This is a genomic window from Mesorhizobium sp. M0166, assembly GCF_040322255.1.
Classification (GTDB): domain Bacteria; phylum Pseudomonadota; class Alphaproteobacteria; order Rhizobiales; family Rhizobiaceae; genus Mesorhizobium.
Window position 1 is genome coordinate 118,063 of the sequence record NZ_JAMYTD010000001.1, and the last position, 16,743, is coordinate 134,805.

General features: G+C 63.8%; 14 protein-coding genes. 2 read left to right on the forward strand and 12 right to left on the reverse strand.

Going from position 1 to position 16,743, the window contains the following annotated elements:
* Positions 1-13: 13 nt before the first annotated feature.
* Complete coding sequence (locus NKJ46_RS00635) at positions 14-1,123, forward strand: carbohydrate kinase (protein WP_352660595.1); 1,110 nt, start codon at positions 14-16, stop codon at positions 1,121-1,123.
* A gap of 12 nt (positions 1,124-1,135) precedes the next feature.
* Entirely contained in the window at positions 1,136-2,065 is a 930-nt protein-coding gene (locus NKJ46_RS00640) for a pseudouridine-5'-phosphate glycosidase (protein WP_352660597.1), read from the forward strand.
* Positions 2,066-2,100: 35 nt separating this feature from the next.
* Here NKJ46_RS00640 and NKJ46_RS00645 read toward each other — a convergent pair whose 3' ends face one another.
* The 12 genes from NKJ46_RS00645 to NKJ46_RS00700 all read right to left on the reverse strand — a co-directional run bounded on the left by NKJ46_RS00645 (position 2,101) and on the right by NKJ46_RS00700 (position 16,725).
* Entirely contained in the window at positions 2,101-3,492 is a 1,392-nt protein-coding gene (locus NKJ46_RS00645) for an FAD-binding oxidoreductase (protein WP_352661300.1), read from the reverse strand.
* Positions 3,493-3,690: 198 nt separating this feature from the next.
* Positions 3,691-4,941: a VWA domain-containing protein gene (locus NKJ46_RS00650; protein WP_352660600.1), complete on the reverse strand. Its 1,251-nt coding sequence runs from the start codon at positions 4,939-4,941 to the stop codon at positions 3,691-3,693.
* Positions 4,934-5,626 carry a DUF5682 family protein gene (locus tag NKJ46_RS00655; RefSeq protein WP_352660603.1) on the reverse strand — a complete coding sequence of 231 codons (693 nt, stop codon included), beginning with the start codon at positions 5,624-5,626 and terminating at the stop codon, positions 4,934-4,936. The genes NKJ46_RS00650 and NKJ46_RS00655 overlap by 8 nt, the downstream gene beginning before the upstream one ends.
* The gene (locus NKJ46_RS00660) at positions 5,542-7,191 is read right to left on the reverse strand and encodes a DUF5682 family protein (RefSeq protein WP_352660606.1); all 1,650 of its coding nucleotides are present in this window, start codon (positions 7,189-7,191) and stop codon (positions 5,542-5,544) included. The genes NKJ46_RS00655 and NKJ46_RS00660 overlap by 85 nt, the downstream gene beginning before the upstream one ends.
* Before the next feature lie 4 nt (positions 7,192-7,195).
* Positions 7,196-8,275: an ATP-binding protein gene (locus NKJ46_RS00665; RefSeq protein ID WP_352660609.1), complete on the reverse strand. Its 1,080-nt coding sequence runs from the start codon at positions 8,273-8,275 to the stop codon at positions 7,196-7,198.
* 20 nt (positions 8,276-8,295) lie between these two features.
* Positions 8,296-9,729: a DUF5691 domain-containing protein gene (locus tag NKJ46_RS00670; RefSeq protein WP_352660611.1), complete on the reverse strand. Its 1,434-nt coding sequence runs from the start codon at positions 9,727-9,729 to the stop codon at positions 8,296-8,298.
* Positions 9,726-11,126, reverse strand: coding sequence for an SWIM zinc finger family protein (locus NKJ46_RS00675; RefSeq protein WP_352660614.1), 1,401 nt, complete (start codon positions 11,124-11,126; stop codon positions 9,726-9,728). The genes NKJ46_RS00670 and NKJ46_RS00675 overlap by 4 nt, the downstream gene beginning before the upstream one ends.
* A 192-nt stretch (positions 11,127-11,318) precedes the next feature.
* Positions 11,319-12,599, reverse strand: coding sequence for an amylo-alpha-1,6-glucosidase (locus NKJ46_RS00680; protein ID WP_352660616.1), 1,281 nt, complete (start codon positions 12,597-12,599; stop codon positions 11,319-11,321).
* Positions 12,600-12,633: 34 nt separating this feature from the next.
* Positions 12,634-13,674 (reverse strand): ABC transporter ATP-binding protein, encoded by a 1,041-nt coding sequence (locus NKJ46_RS00685; RefSeq protein WP_352660619.1) that lies wholly within the window; start codon positions 13,672-13,674, stop codon positions 12,634-12,636.
* Between the two features lie 21 nt (positions 13,675-13,695).
* Positions 13,696-14,538 carry a carbohydrate ABC transporter permease gene (locus tag NKJ46_RS00690; RefSeq protein ID WP_352660621.1) on the reverse strand — a complete coding sequence of 281 codons (843 nt, stop codon included), beginning with the start codon at positions 14,536-14,538 and terminating at the stop codon, positions 13,696-13,698.
* A complete protein-coding gene (locus tag NKJ46_RS00695) occupies positions 14,535-15,380 on the reverse strand; it encodes a carbohydrate ABC transporter permease (protein ID WP_352660624.1) in 846 nt (281 codons plus the stop codon). The genes NKJ46_RS00690 and NKJ46_RS00695 overlap by 4 nt, the downstream gene beginning before the upstream one ends.
* A gap of 76 nt (positions 15,381-15,456) precedes the next feature.
* On the reverse strand, positions 15,457-16,725 hold the full coding sequence (locus NKJ46_RS00700; RefSeq protein WP_352660627.1) for an ABC transporter substrate-binding protein: 1,269 nt from the start codon (positions 16,723-16,725) through the stop codon (positions 15,457-15,459).
* Positions 16,726-16,743 lie beyond the last annotated feature (18 nt).

Below are 16,743 nucleotides of genomic sequence, written 5' to 3' on the forward strand. Positions count from 1 at the left end.
CCGGATAAGACAAATGGACGACCTTGGAGCACAGGAACAAGCGGTTCTCGACCTCATTGCGGCGAACCCGTTTGCCGGCCAGCAGGACATAGCAACCGCGCTCGGCATCGCCCGCTCGACGGTCGCGGCCCACATCGTGCAACTCGTCAACAAGGGCTACATTCTCGGCCGTGGTTATGTCTTGCCGACGTCCAAGCGCATTGTCTGCGTCGGCGGCGCGGTGCTCGACCGCAAATACCACGCCAGGAAGGATCTGATTTTCGAGACGTCGAACCCAGTCGACGGCTATCGCAGCTTCGGCGGGGTCGCCCGCAACGTCGCCGAAAACCTTGCCCGCCTCGGCGTCGACATAAGCTTCGTCTCGATCGTCGGCGACGATGAAACCGGCCGCTCGCTGGTGCGGCACCTGCGCGATCTTGGCGCCGATGTCAGCCAGGTCATCACCACCACGGAGCGGCCGACGGCGGAATACGCGGCCATCCTCGACCGCAACAACGACCTCGTGCTCGGCATTGCCGACATGGAGATCTTCGATCTGTTTTCGTCGTCCTATCTCGACCGCTTCTGGCCGCATCTGGCTTCGGCGACATGGGTGTTCATCGACTGCAATCTGCCGGCCGCGACTATCGCAGCACTGATGTCGCGCAAGCAGGGCGCGCGCTTCAAGCTCGCAGTCGACACGGTATCGGCGCCGAAATCAGCGCGCCTGCCGAAGGACCTGACCGGCATCGATCTTCTGTTCACCAATCATGACGAGGCCAATACGATGCTCGGCATGACGGATGCCGACAAGCGGCTGACGCCGGAGGAAGCAGCAGCAGCGCTGCGCGCGACCGGCGCTGCCGAAGCGATCGTGACCGTGGGCGCGCATGGATTTGCCGTTGCGACCGAGAGCGGTGTGACGACCATGCACTCCGTCCCGGCGCAGCCCGTCGATATCACCGGCGCCGGTGACGCGATGATCGCCGGCACTCTGTACAAGGTGCTTTCGGGTGAGCCGGTCGCTCATGCCGTGCGCACCGGCGCGCTGCTTGCCACACTGACCACCGAGAGCGAATCCAGCGTCCACCCCGATCTGTCGCCGCGGTTCCTTGCCGCCGGCATGTACCGCATTCCTGCCTGAAAGCGAGATGATATGAAACCTTCCCTTGTCCACTTGAACGACGAAGTCGCTACCGCGCTTGATGAAGGCCGCGCCGTGGTGGCATTGGAATCGACGATCATCACCCACGGCATGCCATATCCGGCCAATCTGGAAACGGCCCGTGGTGTCGAGACCGTGGTGCGTGAAAACGGCGCGGTGCCCGCCACGATCGCAGTGGTCGCCGGCAAGATCAAGGTTGGCCTCGACGACCGTGAACTGGAAGAGCTGGCAGTGGCAAAGGGCGTGGTCAAGGCTTCCGGGCGCGATCTCGCCGCCATCATGGTGCGCGGCGGCTCGGCCGGAACCACCGTCTCGGCGACGATGCGGATCGCCGCTTTGGCCGGGATCGGCATTTTTGCAACCGGCGGCGTCGGCGGCGTGCATCGCGGCGCCGAAGCCACTTTCGATATCTCCGCCGACCTAACCGAACTCGGCCAAACCGGCACCACCGTCGTCTGCGCCGGGGTTAAGTCGATCCTCGATATTGCGAAGACGCTGGAATGTCTGGAAACTCAGCGCGTGCCGGTGATCGCCTATGGGAGCGATGATTTTCCGGCTTTCTACACCCGCTCCAGCGGGCTCAGGGCCGATCATCGCCTCGACACGCCCGACGAGATCGCGCGAGCCATGCTGCTGCATGACGAGATGGAATCCGGCACCGGCATTCTCGTCGCCAACCCTATCCCCGAAGCGGACGCGCTCGATCCGGCGTTCATCGACGGCACGATCGCAGCGGCCGTGGCTGAGGCCGAGAAGCGCGGCATCGGGCGCAAGGAACTAACGCCGTTTCTGCTCGCACGCATCAACGAGCTTTCGCAAGGCCGCAGCCTGAAGGCCAACATCGCGCTGGTCCGCAACAACGCCGCGCTTGCTGCCCGCGTCGCGGTTGCGCATGCGGAATTGAAGGGCGCGACCAGATAGGGGCAGCACCCGGCCAGCGCTACCTGCCTTCGATTTCAGCCCGGTGCGAGGTCGAATATGCGCCCGGCATTGAGGATGGTGTTCGGGTCGAAGGCTGCTTTCAGGCCCCGCATGGCCGCGATCTCGGCGTCGCTGCGCACAAGGTGCAGCCATTCCTTCTTGTCGAGGCCGATGCCATGCTCGGCCGAGACGCCGCCGCCAGCCGCGGCAACACCGCCGTACACGATGCCGTATACGGCCGCCGGATCCGCGGTGCGGACCTGATAATGCAGATTGCCATCGCCGAGATGGCCGAAGACGTAGATGTCGGCGCCGCGGTCAATGGACTTGATTGCGGCTTCTGTTTCGCGCAGGAAAGTCGCCATTTTCGCCAGCGGGATGCTGATATCGACGCCAATCAGGCCTGCCATCGAAAACAGGAAACGGTTGGCCTCCTCGCGCACCGCCCAGAGCGCCCGGAATTCGCGCGGCGATTGCGAGACGACCACGTCGTCGATCACGCCATCTTCAACCGCCTGCATCAGCACCGCGGCAAAACGTTCGCCGTCGCGGTCGGGCTCGCTGCCCTGTATCTCGGCAAGCACATAGACGGGCGAGCCGGCGGGTAGCGGCGCCGGCGCCTCCATGCCGGCGATCATGGCGCCATAGAGCGGTGCGAAATTCACCTCATAGGCCGACAGCAAGGGCCCGAGCTTTCGCTTGAGCAGCGCAAGCAGCGTGATCGCTGCGTCCAGCGAAGCAAGCGCGCAGAAGGCGTTGATCTCGGTGGCCGGCTTCGGATGCAGCCGCAGGGATGCGCGCGTGACCACGCCGAGCGTGCCCTCGCTGCCGATGAACAATTGGCTGAGATCGTAGCCGGAGTTGTCCTTCGCCAAACCCTTGAGCGAGGTCAGGATACTGCCGTCGGCAAGCACTGCTTCCAGCCCAAGCACCTGCGCCCGGTACATGCCGTAGCGCAGCACGCGGATGCCGCCGGCATTGGTGGCGACATTGCCGCCGACGGTGGCCGATCCGCGCGCTCCGATGTCGACGCCGAACAGCAAGCCGGCCTCATCGGCGGCGTCCTGCACCGTTTGCAGCGGCGCGCCGGCCTCGGCGATGATGGTCGCCGCCTCGCGGTCGAGGGCTTCAACGGAAGTCATGCGCTCCAGCGACAGCACAGCTTCGCCGGGTTGGACGCGAGCGCCGCCGGCGAGCCCGGTCCGGCCACCTTGGATCACAAGCCTCTGCCCGATTTCATTGCACAGGCGCAGTATGTCCGACACCTCGCCGGCAGTGCGCGGTCGCAGCACGACCTCCGGCCGCGCACCGGTCTTGCCGTCGGGGTCTTCCCTGTAACGCGGCCCGGCCTCATCGGCCGAGACGATCGCCGACCGATCCAGCCGACCCTCAAGTCGCGACAGAAGCTCGGCGGTCAGCGGGGACAGAGCGCTCACGGATGCGATTGGCGCGCACACAGTGATGCGACGCGAGCAGTGATAGGTGAGGATTGTGAGCGCGTCCGGAGATGATTTTCGCTGCAAAGAACGCATGCGGAAAACCCGCCAAAACCGCAGCCGGTTGCTATTGTCATGCGCCGCTCCTGTAATACGCCGACGATAGGCACGGGCTGCTGTTTGTCAAACCTATATGGCAGTTGGTGACGGGCTCGACGCCTGCGTTTCGGCGCGGACCACCTTGATGTCGGCGCCTGCCGCCCATGCTCCGATATCGTCGCGGCGTAAGGCCGCAGCCATCATGTCCGGAAACAGATCCGGCGTGCAGGCGAAGACGGGAATACCAAGGGCTGCTACCGAGCCTGCCATTGTCGGATCGTAGCCGGGCCGGCCTTGATCGGTCAGCGCCAGAAGCACGACAACATTTACACCGGATCGAACCAACGCTGCCAGTCGCCGCAGCAGGTCCTGGCCATTACCCCCTTCATAGAGATCGGTGATCAGCACCAGATGCGACTTGGTTGGCCGTTCGATACGGTCGGCGCAATAGGCGACCGCCTGATTGATGTCCGTGCCGCCGCCAAGTTGCACGCCGAACAGCACCTCGACCGGATCGCTGAGCTCGTCGGTCAGGTCGATAACCGCCGTATCGAAGCAGACAAGCTTGGTGCGCACAACCGGCAGCGAGGCCATCACCGCCGCGAAAATCGAGGCATAGACAACCGAGCTTGCCATCGAGCCGGACTGGTCGACACAGAGAACGACTTCATCCAGATCGACAAGCCGGCGCTGCTTGCGCATGAAGCCGACCAGTTTCTCCGGCACGATGGTCTTATGCTCGGGTTGATAGTGGCGAAGGTTCGCCGAAATAGTGCGCTGCCAGTCGATATCGCGCGCACGCGGGCGGTTGGTTCGTCTCGATCGATCGAGCGCGCCGCGTATAGCCTCGGCGGTCTTCTGTTCCAGCTTCTGCATGAGCTTGCCGACGATATCGGCAATGATCGTACGGGCAATGTCCTTAGTCTTGGCCGGCATGACCGATCGCAGCGAAATCAGGTCGGCGACGAGATTGACGTCCGCCTCGATCGCCTTGAGGAATTCCGGTTCCATCAGCATCTGCTTCAGGTCCAGCCGTTCGAAGGCGTCCTTCTGGACGATCTGGACGACCTGCGCCGGAAAGAAGGAGCGAATGTCGCCCATCCATTGTGCAACGCGCGGCGCTGACCGGCCAAGGCCGCCACGCCGCTTGCGGGGGTCGCTGGCCCCGGAGTTGGTACCGTCGCCATAGAGCGCGTCGAGCGCCGCCGAAAGCCGTTTGTCGTCGCTGGAAAGTGCCGGCGACGCCTCGTCATCGGCGCCGATCGCCAGTCGCCAGCGGCGCTCCCTTCCGCCATCGGCAGTGAGCGGGCCCGGTTCGTTCATTTCGGCCTCGTCATCCATTGCCGGTTTCTCCGTTGAGCAATGGTCCAAGCAGCCCCAGGTGTCGACGCCATGCGTCGCCGCCATCCGGCGTCGGCGTCACGCCAGCCGGCAAGCGCGCCGCGCCGCCGAGGACCGCTTCGATCAGCCGCCGGCGTTCCATGCTGTCCAGATTGGAAAAGACACGGCGCAGCAGCGGTAGATGCGCGATGAAAGCATCTTCGTCCAGGGATCTGAGCCACCCATCGACCGCACCGCGCAGACCCTCGTCATAAATCAGCCGTTGACCGGCTGTGCTGAAGAAGCCTTCGAAGAACCCGGCCGCGTCAGTGACAGGCGTCCCCGGTGACAGGCGTCGCCCGAGCAGCCCGGCAGCGGCTTCGGCGGACAGGCGACCGGCTTCGTAGAGCAGGTGTGCGGCGCACCCGGCCAGCAGCGCCGTCGACCGTGACGCGTCCAGCACGGCAGCCAGCCCGTTGCGCCATCCGTCCAGCACGTCTTGGCCGGGTTCGACCAGCCTGATCGCCTCATCGGCCTTGCGCATCGCACCAACCAGTATCGCGGCGGCCTGCTCATCCAGATCGCGCGCAGCATAGGGAAGCGCGATCGCACCTTCGACGATCAGCCGCTCCATGAGGCCGGACAGCCGGTCCGTCTGCGTTTTGCGGGCCTCGCCATAGCGGACAATGTCGGCGAGCGGCGGCACCGACGCCAGGATATCCAGGCATTCACTGCTGCGCGCCGCGCGTACCTCCAACGCCGTGGGCCGGCAGTAGATGCTGCCGACAAGTTTGCCGTGATGGCGCTCTGGACCAGTGCCGCAAGCGTATCGAGCGTCGCCGCCGTTTCGATCATCTGGATCAGGCGGCCATTGGCAGCCTTTTCGATGGTCGGCCCGTAAATCAGGTTCTCGACCAGACGAACGGCATATTCTGGTTCCCAGACCAGCGTCCACCGCTCGCGGAAGGTGCCACGGCTGCGACCGGCATCGGTCAGTCTGCCCCAATGCACACCGAGCACGTTCAGTTGATGCAGCAATGTCGAGCGGAACAGCCCGCTTTCGCTTCGCAGGTCGACCGACAGTTCCCGTTCCAGCGCCTCAGGCTTCAGCCGCGCCGCCTTCTGGTTGCGCTGGAGATCTTCGATCAGCGGCGCCAGCGGTGTGTCGGGCGGAATTTCGCCGACGTCCGAACCAAGAAGCAGCTCGGCCTCGACCAGTCCCCACAGCAACGCTTCGCCGTTGAAGAGGGCGGCAATCGCGGCGTCGCGCAATTCCTCAAACCCGGGTTTCGGTCGTTCGCGAATTGCGGCGAGGGTCCGGGCGAGCCGCTCAGCTTCGATCAACGAAGCGGTCGAGATCAGGTGGCCCTTCGCCCGCAGCACGGCGGCGATCATTGCAAGCCACAGGGTTGCCGCATCGTGACGGCCGCGCGTGCGCCAAAGATGCTTGCACCAGCCGGGTGCGACGACGCCCGCGCCATAGCCGTATCCCAGCGCCAGACGCGGTCCCGTCCACGGCGCCCATGTCATTGTGCTCTTGCGCCGCACAATTCCCTTGATCAGCGCCTGATCGTTTTTCTGTGTGTGGGTGGCCTGTAAAGCTGGCACATGCCATGCCCCGCAGACGACGGCGATCGGCCCATCGAACGCCTTGCGCGCCGCGGCGATTTCGAGCCGCATATGCGCCTCGCGTTTGGCTTCGAACTCAGCGATCGGACCCTCGCCGTCCCGCAGTGTCGTCATCGCATCGGCGATGGCGGCAAATATGGGGCCGGGTTTCGGGTTCTGTTCAATGATGTCCGACCACCAGCTTTCGCCGTCCTCATAACCGGCGGCGTGCGCCAGCATGGCTATCGGATCACGCGGTAGCGGAGCCGCGTCACCATTCTCGGGGGCTTGGATAGCTTCGGTCGCATCGGCGTCCTCCGCGCCACCGATCGCAGCAGTGGTGAATCGTGCCGATGACGGCAGGTCGATAAACTGCAACGTCGCCTTGTTGCCCACAGCCCAAAGCGCCGCCTGGTATTCGGGCGAGAATTCGGCGAAAGGCCAGAAGCTTGTCGAAGCCGGATCCTCCTCCGGATAGCAAAGGAGCGCCACCGGCGGCTGCATTTCGGGGCGGGCCAGCATGGGCAGAAGCTCAGAGGCGTCGATCGGCCCCTCGATCAGCACGGCGACCGGGTTCAAATCCTGCAGTGCCTGCACCAGGCTGTCGGCGGAACCCGGCCCGTGATGGCGTATCCCGAAATAGGCAATGTCGCCGTGGCCCATGGCGTCAGATCGCTGCGTTCAGCGCCGCGTAATATCCGGCATAGTCGGGCCGCTTCTTGAGCACCGTTTCCAGATATTCCTCCAGTACCACCTTGTCCTGCACCGGATCCTTCACGATCGCGCCGACAAGGCTGGCGGCGAGGCCTTCGGCGCCGAGCTTGCCACTGTCGAACCACGCCGCCTGGCTGAGCCCGCCAACCATCGTGGCGATCGCTTCTGCGGTCGACAGCGAGCCAGAAGGCGTCTTCAGCGTCACCTTGCCGTCGGCAGTCGCGCCGGAGCGCAATTCGCGGAAGATGGTCAATACCCGGGCGATCTCCTCGCCGACGTTTTTCGGCACCGGCAGGTCGAGCCCGCCAGCCATCTCGTCGACCCGTTTGGAGACGATCGCCACCTCTTCGGCCATGTCCTCCGGCAATGGCAGCACCACGACATTGAAGCGACGCTTGAGCGCCGAGGAGAGCTCGTTGACACCTTTGTCGCGGTTGTTTGCCGTGGCGATAATGTTGAAGCCGCGCTGGGCGTAGATCGAGGTGTTCAATTCCGGGATCGGCATCATCTTTTCGGAAAGCACGGTGATTAGCGTGTCCTGCACGTCCGAGCCCATACAGGTCAGTTCCTCCAGCCGGCAGAGCTTGCCGTTCTGCATGGCTCGGTAGAGCGGCGTCGGCACCAACGCTTCCTGGCTCGGGCCCTTTGCCAGTAGCTGCGCATAGTTCCAGCCATAGCGGATCTGGTTCTCGTCGCTGCCGGCCGTGCACTGCACGATCAGCGTCGAGTCGCCCATGATGGCGGCGGCAAGATGTTCCGATACCCAGGACTTGGCGGTTCCGGGAACGCCGAGCAGCAACAGTGCGCGGTCGGTGGCGAGCGTCGCTACCGCGGTCTCCATCAACCGGCGGCGACCGACGTATTTTGGCGTTACCGGGGTGCCGTCACCGGCCTTCCCGCCCAGAAGATAGGTCAGCACAGCCTGTGGCGAGAGGCTCCAGCCGGCAGGCCTCTGCCGGTCGTCATCGCGCGCCAGCGCCTGCAATTCCGAAGCGTAGGCCTGCTCGACCGGGAGGCGGATGGCTGCGTTCATTTTGCTGTTCTCCGGATTGGTCATGTGTTGGTTCCAGGCCCCGCCAGTGATGCGTTGAGACGCAGAAGCCCGAGTGAAGGAGCCGCGGGCGGCACGCCCGCCGCGACCATGTCGTCGATCAATTTCGCTGCCGTGGTCGCGGTGGCAAGGAAGCCGATCGTCTCCAGTACATCGTCGAGACCCCGCCGCGCGGCGTCGTCTTTTCCGCCGGCGGCGGAACGCAGTGCGGCGAGCGCCTGTCCATTCGTCAGGTCGTCCCATTCCAGCCAGTCGGCATCGATGCCTTCCGCCAGGGTGATCATGCCAAGATAAGTCGTCTCCTTGAGGATCAGCCTGATGAGGACACGCTTTCTGCGGCTGTCCAGGCGTGGCATGAGGTGAAGCACGAACAGCGCCGGTTTGCCGCCTTCGGCGATAAGCGTATCCGCCATCTGCGTAAGGGCGGCTTCGCTCCCTGTGGTGGCGACCATTCGTGCGATCAGGATGTCGGCTTTATTGTCGGCGCCGAATTGCCAGCCTCCTATGAATTCGGCTTCCGTAGTGTTGAACCGTTCGGTAAGGTCGACGAGGTTGCATATCTCGAACAGTTCGGCGCGGCGTTGCTCCTGCGCTTGGGATTTTAGTTTTGCCGGAGTGTAGATGGTCCGGCGGCGGATTAAGCCCGATCTGCCTTCAGTGATAAAGGCGGCGAGCTCGGCTACGGGATCGTCCGGTCCACCGTCGCTCGGGCGAACGTGCTCTCCTAATCTTGCCAGCAGCCGGCCAGCCAGTTCACGCACCTTGCCGGACCTGTCGGCGGAAAGGCTTTTCAGGAAAGGCGCGTCCTCGGCACTCAGGACGAAGCGCATAAGCTCGATGAGCGCAAGCCTGACTTCCGCCGGTTCGCCAGACGCCTTGGCTTCGATCAACGTTCGAGCCGATGTCGGGTCGGTACGGCGCATATCGGCAAGGGCCAAGCGTCGCGCTGCGGGATAGAACTCATCCCAGTTTTCCGCAGTCAGTTTCTCTTGTGGGGCGAGCCTTTCCCCGTCCATGCTTGCTTGCCAGTCTACCCATGGCGCGTAGACGTCAGGACAGTTCTGATCCGAGGGCATCCAATCCATGGGATGGAGCACAAAGCCGCGGCTGGCGACGAGCGCCGCCACGCGTGTCTTTCGCCTCGCGTCGGCGGCGTGCTTCAGAGCGGCTCTCAACAACGGCCGAAATCGTGCCGGCAGAATGGGCAGGGCAAGTCTGGGCAGCGGCAGACGACGCTTGAGTGTCGTCGGCGCGGCCGGCCGCAGCGCGACGTCGAGCGCTTGTGCTGTGATTGCCAGGAGCCGGCGCTCCTGTTCGTCGGAACTTGCACCGCCGGCGATTGCCTTCCATTCTGCCGGAGCCAGATCGAACGTAGCACCGCCGGTGATCCAGCAATCGCGCATTGCCGCCAGGCCTGTTTGCTCGCGTTCGTTCACGCCAGATCAAGCCTCCCGAACTCGCTTTGCGCCGCCAGAAGCTCAAGCCGGGCGCCGTTCCAGAGCGCTGCCGTGGCCGCAAGGTCGAGGCCGAGCAAGGTTTGATCTACCGCGCCGGCGATCGGCAAGGCGATCCCCTGCGGTTCATCCTCCGCCTGCCACCATGCCGTACCCCGATCGTCGAGCAGGATAGCGCCGGGCGCCAACATGAGGGGCCAATCGGCGATCCAGGGCGCGGCGTCCTGATGGGAAGCATGCGTGGCGAGCGGATCCTTCGCGGTGCCAAAAGCAAAATCGGGCCAAGCGCCGGGCGCAACTTCCCCCATGCGCTCCGCCACCAGAGCGCGGAGCGGCATACGTGATGGATAAAACACCAGTCGAGCATTGAAACGGTCGCCTGGTGCGAAAGCGTTGGACCGGCGTCCGGCCGAAGCCGGGAAAAAGTCGAGCAGCACGGCAAATTGCGGGTTGGCGCTGTTCAAATCGAGCAGCCAGGTCGAATGGCTGACCAGACCATCGCGGCGGCTCTCGATCTTCTCGCCGAGAACTTCCCAGAGGCTTTCAACCTGTCTTGCATTCGGACTGCTGAGAACCTGTTCTCGGGGTTCAGACGTTGATACGAGGCGCTTCAGCTCGGGGTCGTCGGGCGCCGCCCGCCACGCCTTGGCCAGCAGCACGAGCTTGCCGAGTTCGCGGATTGCGGCATCAGACCGTTCCTCGCTGCGCAGCGCCATCAGCCGCGATGGAATCTCGTCGATACGGCCGGCGAGCGCGGCCGCCTTCATATCGACCAGCCGCGCAGCAATCCGCCGGCAACGGTCGCTGCTGGCGTCGACAAACCCGGATAGACCGAGCCGTAACTGGTCGGCAATCCACTGATCAAGCTCATCGAGCCCAGCCGACACTGCTTCTCGTGTGCTTTCCGCCCGCTTGCGCTGCGCCGCCTCGCGACGCTCCAGCGCCGCGATGTCTTCAACGGCGGTGCTCTCGTCGGCTTGTGCGGCTTCGCCAATGCGCTTGGCTTCCGCGCCGGGTACCGGTTGCGCCGGCTGTGGCGTTGTCTTCCTGCGTCGGCCAAGCCAGTCATTCACCCATTCCGGCGTGGTATTGGCAGCGGCAAAACTGGCTGGCGCGGTGGCGGCAATCCACATCAGGGCCAGCGTATGCTTGCATGGGAATTTGCGCGAGGGACAGGTGCATTTGTAGCCGTGATCACCCGTGTCGACCACCACGCGATAAGGATTGGAGCCGGAGCCCTGGCATTCGCCCCAGATGAGCGCCTGCTGCTCATGCTTTTCTAGCCGCGGCCAGTTCGTTCGTTTGGTGAGCTTGGAGGCGGCGCTCAGCGACGCCTGATCGGGAGCAAGCGCCTCAATGGTTTTCAGATCGAATTCCAAGCCGCGCTTCTCCCCGCCCCGACGCAGTATAGGTAGCGGTTTGTGAAGAATTATTATAGCTCTGGTGTGGTGAAGATCGGCACGCCTTGGCTCTGTTTTGATGGGCCAGGACATGCCTCGGACGCAAATAGTATCGACCGTTATTCGGCAGACAGAACGGGCTTTGATAGCCGGCGGCCTAGGTGGAAGCGTTCAGGCTCTGCCTTTCAGGAACTCGATCACCATCGCTGCGGTCCAGGTGAAGCGGCTGCCGCCGAGCGGCTCGCCGCTGAGGGGATCGTAATATTCGGCAAAACCGCTCTCGGCGATCAGGTCGAGACTGGACTGGGTGATCCGTTGTGCGATTTGGCTGTGGCCGGCGGCGGCAAGGCCGCCGGCGATCATGTAGTTGACCACCAGCCAGACCGGGCCGCGCCAGTAGCGCTTGGAGTCGAAGCGCGCATCGCCAGGATCGTGCGAGGGGACGATGTAACGCGCTTTGCCGGCGATGCGCTCGATCGTTGCAGCGATGGTCGCTGCCCGGCTTTCCGGGATGGCCGAAAACACCGACAGAATGCCGCCAACCGACGCGCTGTCAACGTGCTTTCCGGCCACTCGATCGAAACAAATGTACTGGCCATGCGTGTCGCTCCACAGCCGTTCCATTGCCGAAAGCCCCTTTTCGGTACGGGCGCGGTTGGCCTTGGCGATTTCGGTTTCGCCAAGTGTCTCGGCGAGATCGGCAAGGTCGGCGGCGGAACGGATCAGGATGGCGTTGAAGCCGGGATCGACGACCTGGAATGGCGAGGCATCGTGCAGCCGGGCGTTGTCCCAGCCAAGCCCGCGGAAATGCTGCAGCAGCCAGACATAGCGGTCATACTGTGCCTTGGTTGGACGATGCGCCGGGTCGGCGTGCAAGGTGTCGCGGCGCGTGTAGGCCTCGACGCCTTCGGTCGGCACGCGCTCGAAGGCGTCGTCCCAGTCGATGGAATTGTCGCGGCCGGACTCCCATGGATGGATAATGGCGACCAGCCCCTCGCCCCTTGGATCGCGGTTTTCGTAGAACCAGCGGTGCCAGGCGTCGATCTTCGGCAGCAGCGCGCGGGCGCGCCCGGCCGCCAGTTTCTTGTCCTTTGCCCGGTCGAACAGGCGGCGCACGGCAAAGCCGGCGACCGCCGGCTGGGTGATGCCCGAGGTGGCGGTCGGGCGGTCCGTTCGCCAGACCTCCGGCCCGGGGAAATAGCCGTCGCTCCAGACATGAAAGACGATGTGCGGCACCATGCCGTCTGGCCACTGGTGGGCGAACAGCGTGTCGATCTCGGTCCAGGCGCGCGCCTCGTCATAGTGGGCAAGGCCGAGCGCGGTCAGGCAGGAATCCCAGTTCCACTGAAACGGGTAGAGGCCCTTGGTCGGTATGGTATAGGTGCCTTGGTCGTTTTCCCTGAGCACCTCGACGGCGCGGGCGATGGTTTCGTCGACAGCAAGAGATATCATCGGGGCGTTCGTACTTTCAGAATCGAAGGGGGGATCAAAGGGCGTTGGTGGTTTCGGGATCGAACCAGCGGATGCGGTCGGGTTTGGGCAAGAGTCGCAGGTGATCGCCGACAGCGACCGTGACATTCGATTCGAGGATGGCGCGGAACAGGCCGCCCTCGACATCGCAGGTGACCAGCGTGTGCGGTCCGAGCGGCTCGACAACGCGCACGGTGGCGTGCAGTCCTTCGGTGCCGGCGTCGACATCCTCGGGGCGAATGGCGAATTCTATCGTCTGCTTGTCCGATTTCGGGCCAGGCAGCGTCAGCCCGGCGACGGTCCAGCTGCCGTCTGCCGCCTTCGTCGCCGGGATGAAATTCATCGGCGGGTTGCCAATGAAAGAGCCGACGAAGCGGGCCGCCGGATTGCGGTAGACCTCTACCGGCGAGGCGGCCTGGACGATACGGCCCTCGTGCATGACGGCGATGCGATCGGCGAGGCTCATCGCCTCGACCTGGTCATGGGTAACGTAGATGGTGGTGGTCTTGGACGCAGCGAGCACGCCCTTGAGCTCGGCGCGCATTTCGAGCCGCAGCAGCGCGTCGAGGTTCGACAGCGGCTCGTCCATCAGGATCACGTCAGGCTCCATCGCAAGTGCCCGAGCGACTGCCACGCGCTGGCGCTGACCGCCCGAAAGCTGGCCCGAATAGCGCTTCAAAAGCTGCTCGATATGCATGAGCTCCGCGGTGCGGTTGACGCGCCCCTCGACCTCCTGCTGCGGCAGCTTCTTCATGCGCAGGCCGAAGGCGATGTTCTCGAACACGGTCAGGTGCGGAAACACGGCGTAATTCTGAAACACCATGGCGATGCCGCGTTCGCGCGGCGGCAGATGGTCGACGCGACGGCCGCCGATCCAGACCTCGCCCTGGCTTGGCGTTTCCAGCCCGGCGACGATCCTCAGCAGCGTGGTCTTGCCGCAACCCGAGGCGCCAAGCAGCACCATGAATTCCTGGTCGGCGATGGTCAGGTCGATCGAATGCAGCGCGGTGAAGCCGCCGAAACGTTTTGCGACCTGCTTAATGGCGATCTCAGCCATCGGCGTTCTCTTTTGTGCGCGTCATCGGTTCGCGATCCCCCACATGGCGAACAGATATTTGCGAACGGCGAAGATGAAGATCAGCGCCGGGATGACCAGTGCCGCGCCACCGGCGAATTTGAGGTAGAGCGGCGATTCGCCGAGGCCCTGAAGCAGGAAGGCGGTCAGCGTCCGGTTCTCGATGGTGAGCACGGCGGCGGCAAACACCTCGTTCCAGGAGATAGTGAAGGCAAATACCGCCGATGCCGCGATACCCGGCAGCGCCAGCGGTAGAATGATTTTTCGGAATGCCTGCAATCTCGTGCAGCCGAGCGTCCAGGCCGCTTCCTCCAGCTCGACGGGAATGCCGGAGAACAGCGAGAAGGTGATCAGCACCGCAAACGGAAGCGCCAGCGTGGTGTGGACCAGCGCCAGCCCGATCGCGGTGTCGTCGAGGCCGGTGCGGATGAACATCACCGCCAGCGGCAGCGCCAGCAGCGGCAGCGGGAAGGCGCGGGTCATCAGCACAAGGAAACGGAACGTTTCCTTGCCCGGGAATTCGAAGCGCGACAGCGCGTAGCCCGCGGGTGCGCCGAAGCCGATCGAGAGGAGCATCGTCAGCGTGGCGACGAGAACGGAGTTCCACAGCGCCTTGGCGACGCCGGCGAAATTGATGAAGAAAGAAAGGCTGCCGAAATCGAATGACGGGAAGAAGCGCTTAGGAAAGGCGGTCACCTCTTCCGGCGACGACAGCGCGTTGACGATCAACAGATAGATCGGCAGCAGCACCCAGACGCAAAGCAGGATCACAGTGGCGACCAGCAACCAGTTGCCGGCTTTGCGGGCCTCAGGCGCGGCGATCGAAAGCTCCGCGACGGTGCTCATATCCGCGCCTCCTTCGGCACACGCAGCACCCGCAGGAAGAACAGCGTGAAACCGATCGAGATGGCGAGGATGAAAAGCGCCATGGCGGCGGCGACATTGTGGTCCTGCAGCGTGAACTGCCAATTGTAGGTCTCGCCCATCAGCACCGGCAGATTGGTGCCGCCGAGTGCTGCAACCACGGCAAAGACCTCAAAGGCAAGGATGACGCGCAGGATGATCGCCGTCTGCAGGCTTGGGCGCAGCAGAGGCAGCGTGATCTTGATGAAGCGCTTCCACGGGCTGGCGCCAAAAACCTCCGCCGCCTCGTAATATTCCCGGGGGATGAGCCCCATGCCGGCGACCAGAATGACCATCATGATGGCGGTCGCACGCCAGATCTCGGCCAGCGCCACGGCGATGAAGATCGTCAGCTTGCTCTGGTAGCCGAGGAACATGACCGGCCTGTCGATGACGCCGAGATTGGAGAGCAAGGTGTTGAGGAAGCCGGACTGGTCGAAGATGGCGAGCCATATCAGCCCGGCGGCGAGATCGGAAATGCCGAGCGGAATAGCGAAGATGTAGAGCGCGGTGCTGCGCCCGATTTCAAGCCGCGACACCACCGTTGCCATCAGCAGCGCCATGACCAGCTGGATGGGCACGACGACGGCGCTCAGCAGCAGCGTGTTGCGAACAGTGACCGGGAATTTCCAGCTGCCCGCCATGGTGCGGAAATTGTCGAGCGTAAAGCCGCCGTCGCGGGTGAACGCCTCGAAGGCGATCAACACGAACGGGTAGAGGAAAAAGACGCAGAGGAACAGCGTCGCCGGCATCAGCAGCAGATAGGGCAGGGCCTTGCCGTGCATGGAGCGCTCTCTATTCGAAGCTTCAAAAGGGGTGGGCGCCCGGCGCGCTGGAAATCCGGACGCCCGGGGAGGATTCTTAATCGACCGGGCAGGCGCCTTGCGAGGGCTTGTCGGGCGCCCAGCATGGCGCCTTCGCCTGGTCGATGATCGCCTTCAGCGCCGCTGCCTGTTCGTCGAGTACGCCGCGCACATCCTCGCCGCCGAGCACGATGCGCTCGAAGCTGTCGGTGTAGATCTGATTGAACTTGCCGCCGAGGCCGCCAAGTCCCATCGGCAGCAGCGCCGGCAGCGCATCCGGGGCACCGGTCATGGTGGCGATGACCGGGCTGAAGGCCTTTACCGAGGCCGGCATGTCGTCGGGCAGCTTGACGTCGACGATGGGGAAGAAGTTTGTCGCCTTCAGCGTCGCGATCTGGGTTTCCGGTTTCAGCATATAGGCGACCAGCGCCTTGGCCTTGTCCATGTCAGGCGAGGTCTTCGGGATAGCGACGCCGGCCACCACTGGCATGTAGCCGCGGCCTGCCGGGCCAGCCGGCGCCGGGAAGGCGACGAAGTCATCCGGTTTCTGGTTGAAGGCGTCGGCGAGGCGCGCCACGTGGTCGAATGCCACCCAGACTTCGCCGGTCAGCAGCGGCTCCTGCATGAAGGCATAGTTGGTCGAGTTCGGGTTGGTGTATTGCCATAGTTCCTTGAACTTGTTCCACGCCGTCTCGGCCTCCGCCGAGCGGAACTTGGTCACCATCGAGCCGGTATACGATGGAAGGAGAAAACCCTCGAAGAAACGGTGCTTCAGCCCTTTCGGGCCGGCCGGAAAACCGAATTTGGGCGAACCGGTCTTTTCAGCGATGTTTTTCGCCCACTCGATCAGTTGGTCATAAGTGATGGTGTTGAGATCGGTGCCGGCCGGCAGATATTGCAGCGCCTGCTTGTTGGCCGCCATCAGAAAGGTGGCCTGCATCCATGGCAGGTACTTCTGCTCTCCGGTGCCGAGCATGCCGAGTTTCTTGTAGGTCTCGTTGACCTTGACGCCACCGAGATCGATGCCAGAGAGATCGACAAGGTTCGCGCCGACGGTGGAGAAGTCTCCGTGCAGGCCGCCGAGCACGCCTATGGTGCCGGAGCCGGCTTGCAGTTCGGCCTGAAGGCGGGTGAGCCAGGGCCCGTCCTCGGCGACCTGATAGTCGACCTGGCCGTCAAACCCTTTCAGCACCTCACCGCGCATTTTTTGCGTCTCTTCCACAGGTCGCGCCTGTGTCGACCAGAACAACACCTGCTGGGCTTGCGCTGCACCGGCAGCGAGTGACAGCGCCAGCACGGCGCCTGCCAATCTCCGCAACGTATTCATCGTCGTGTTCCTCCCTGG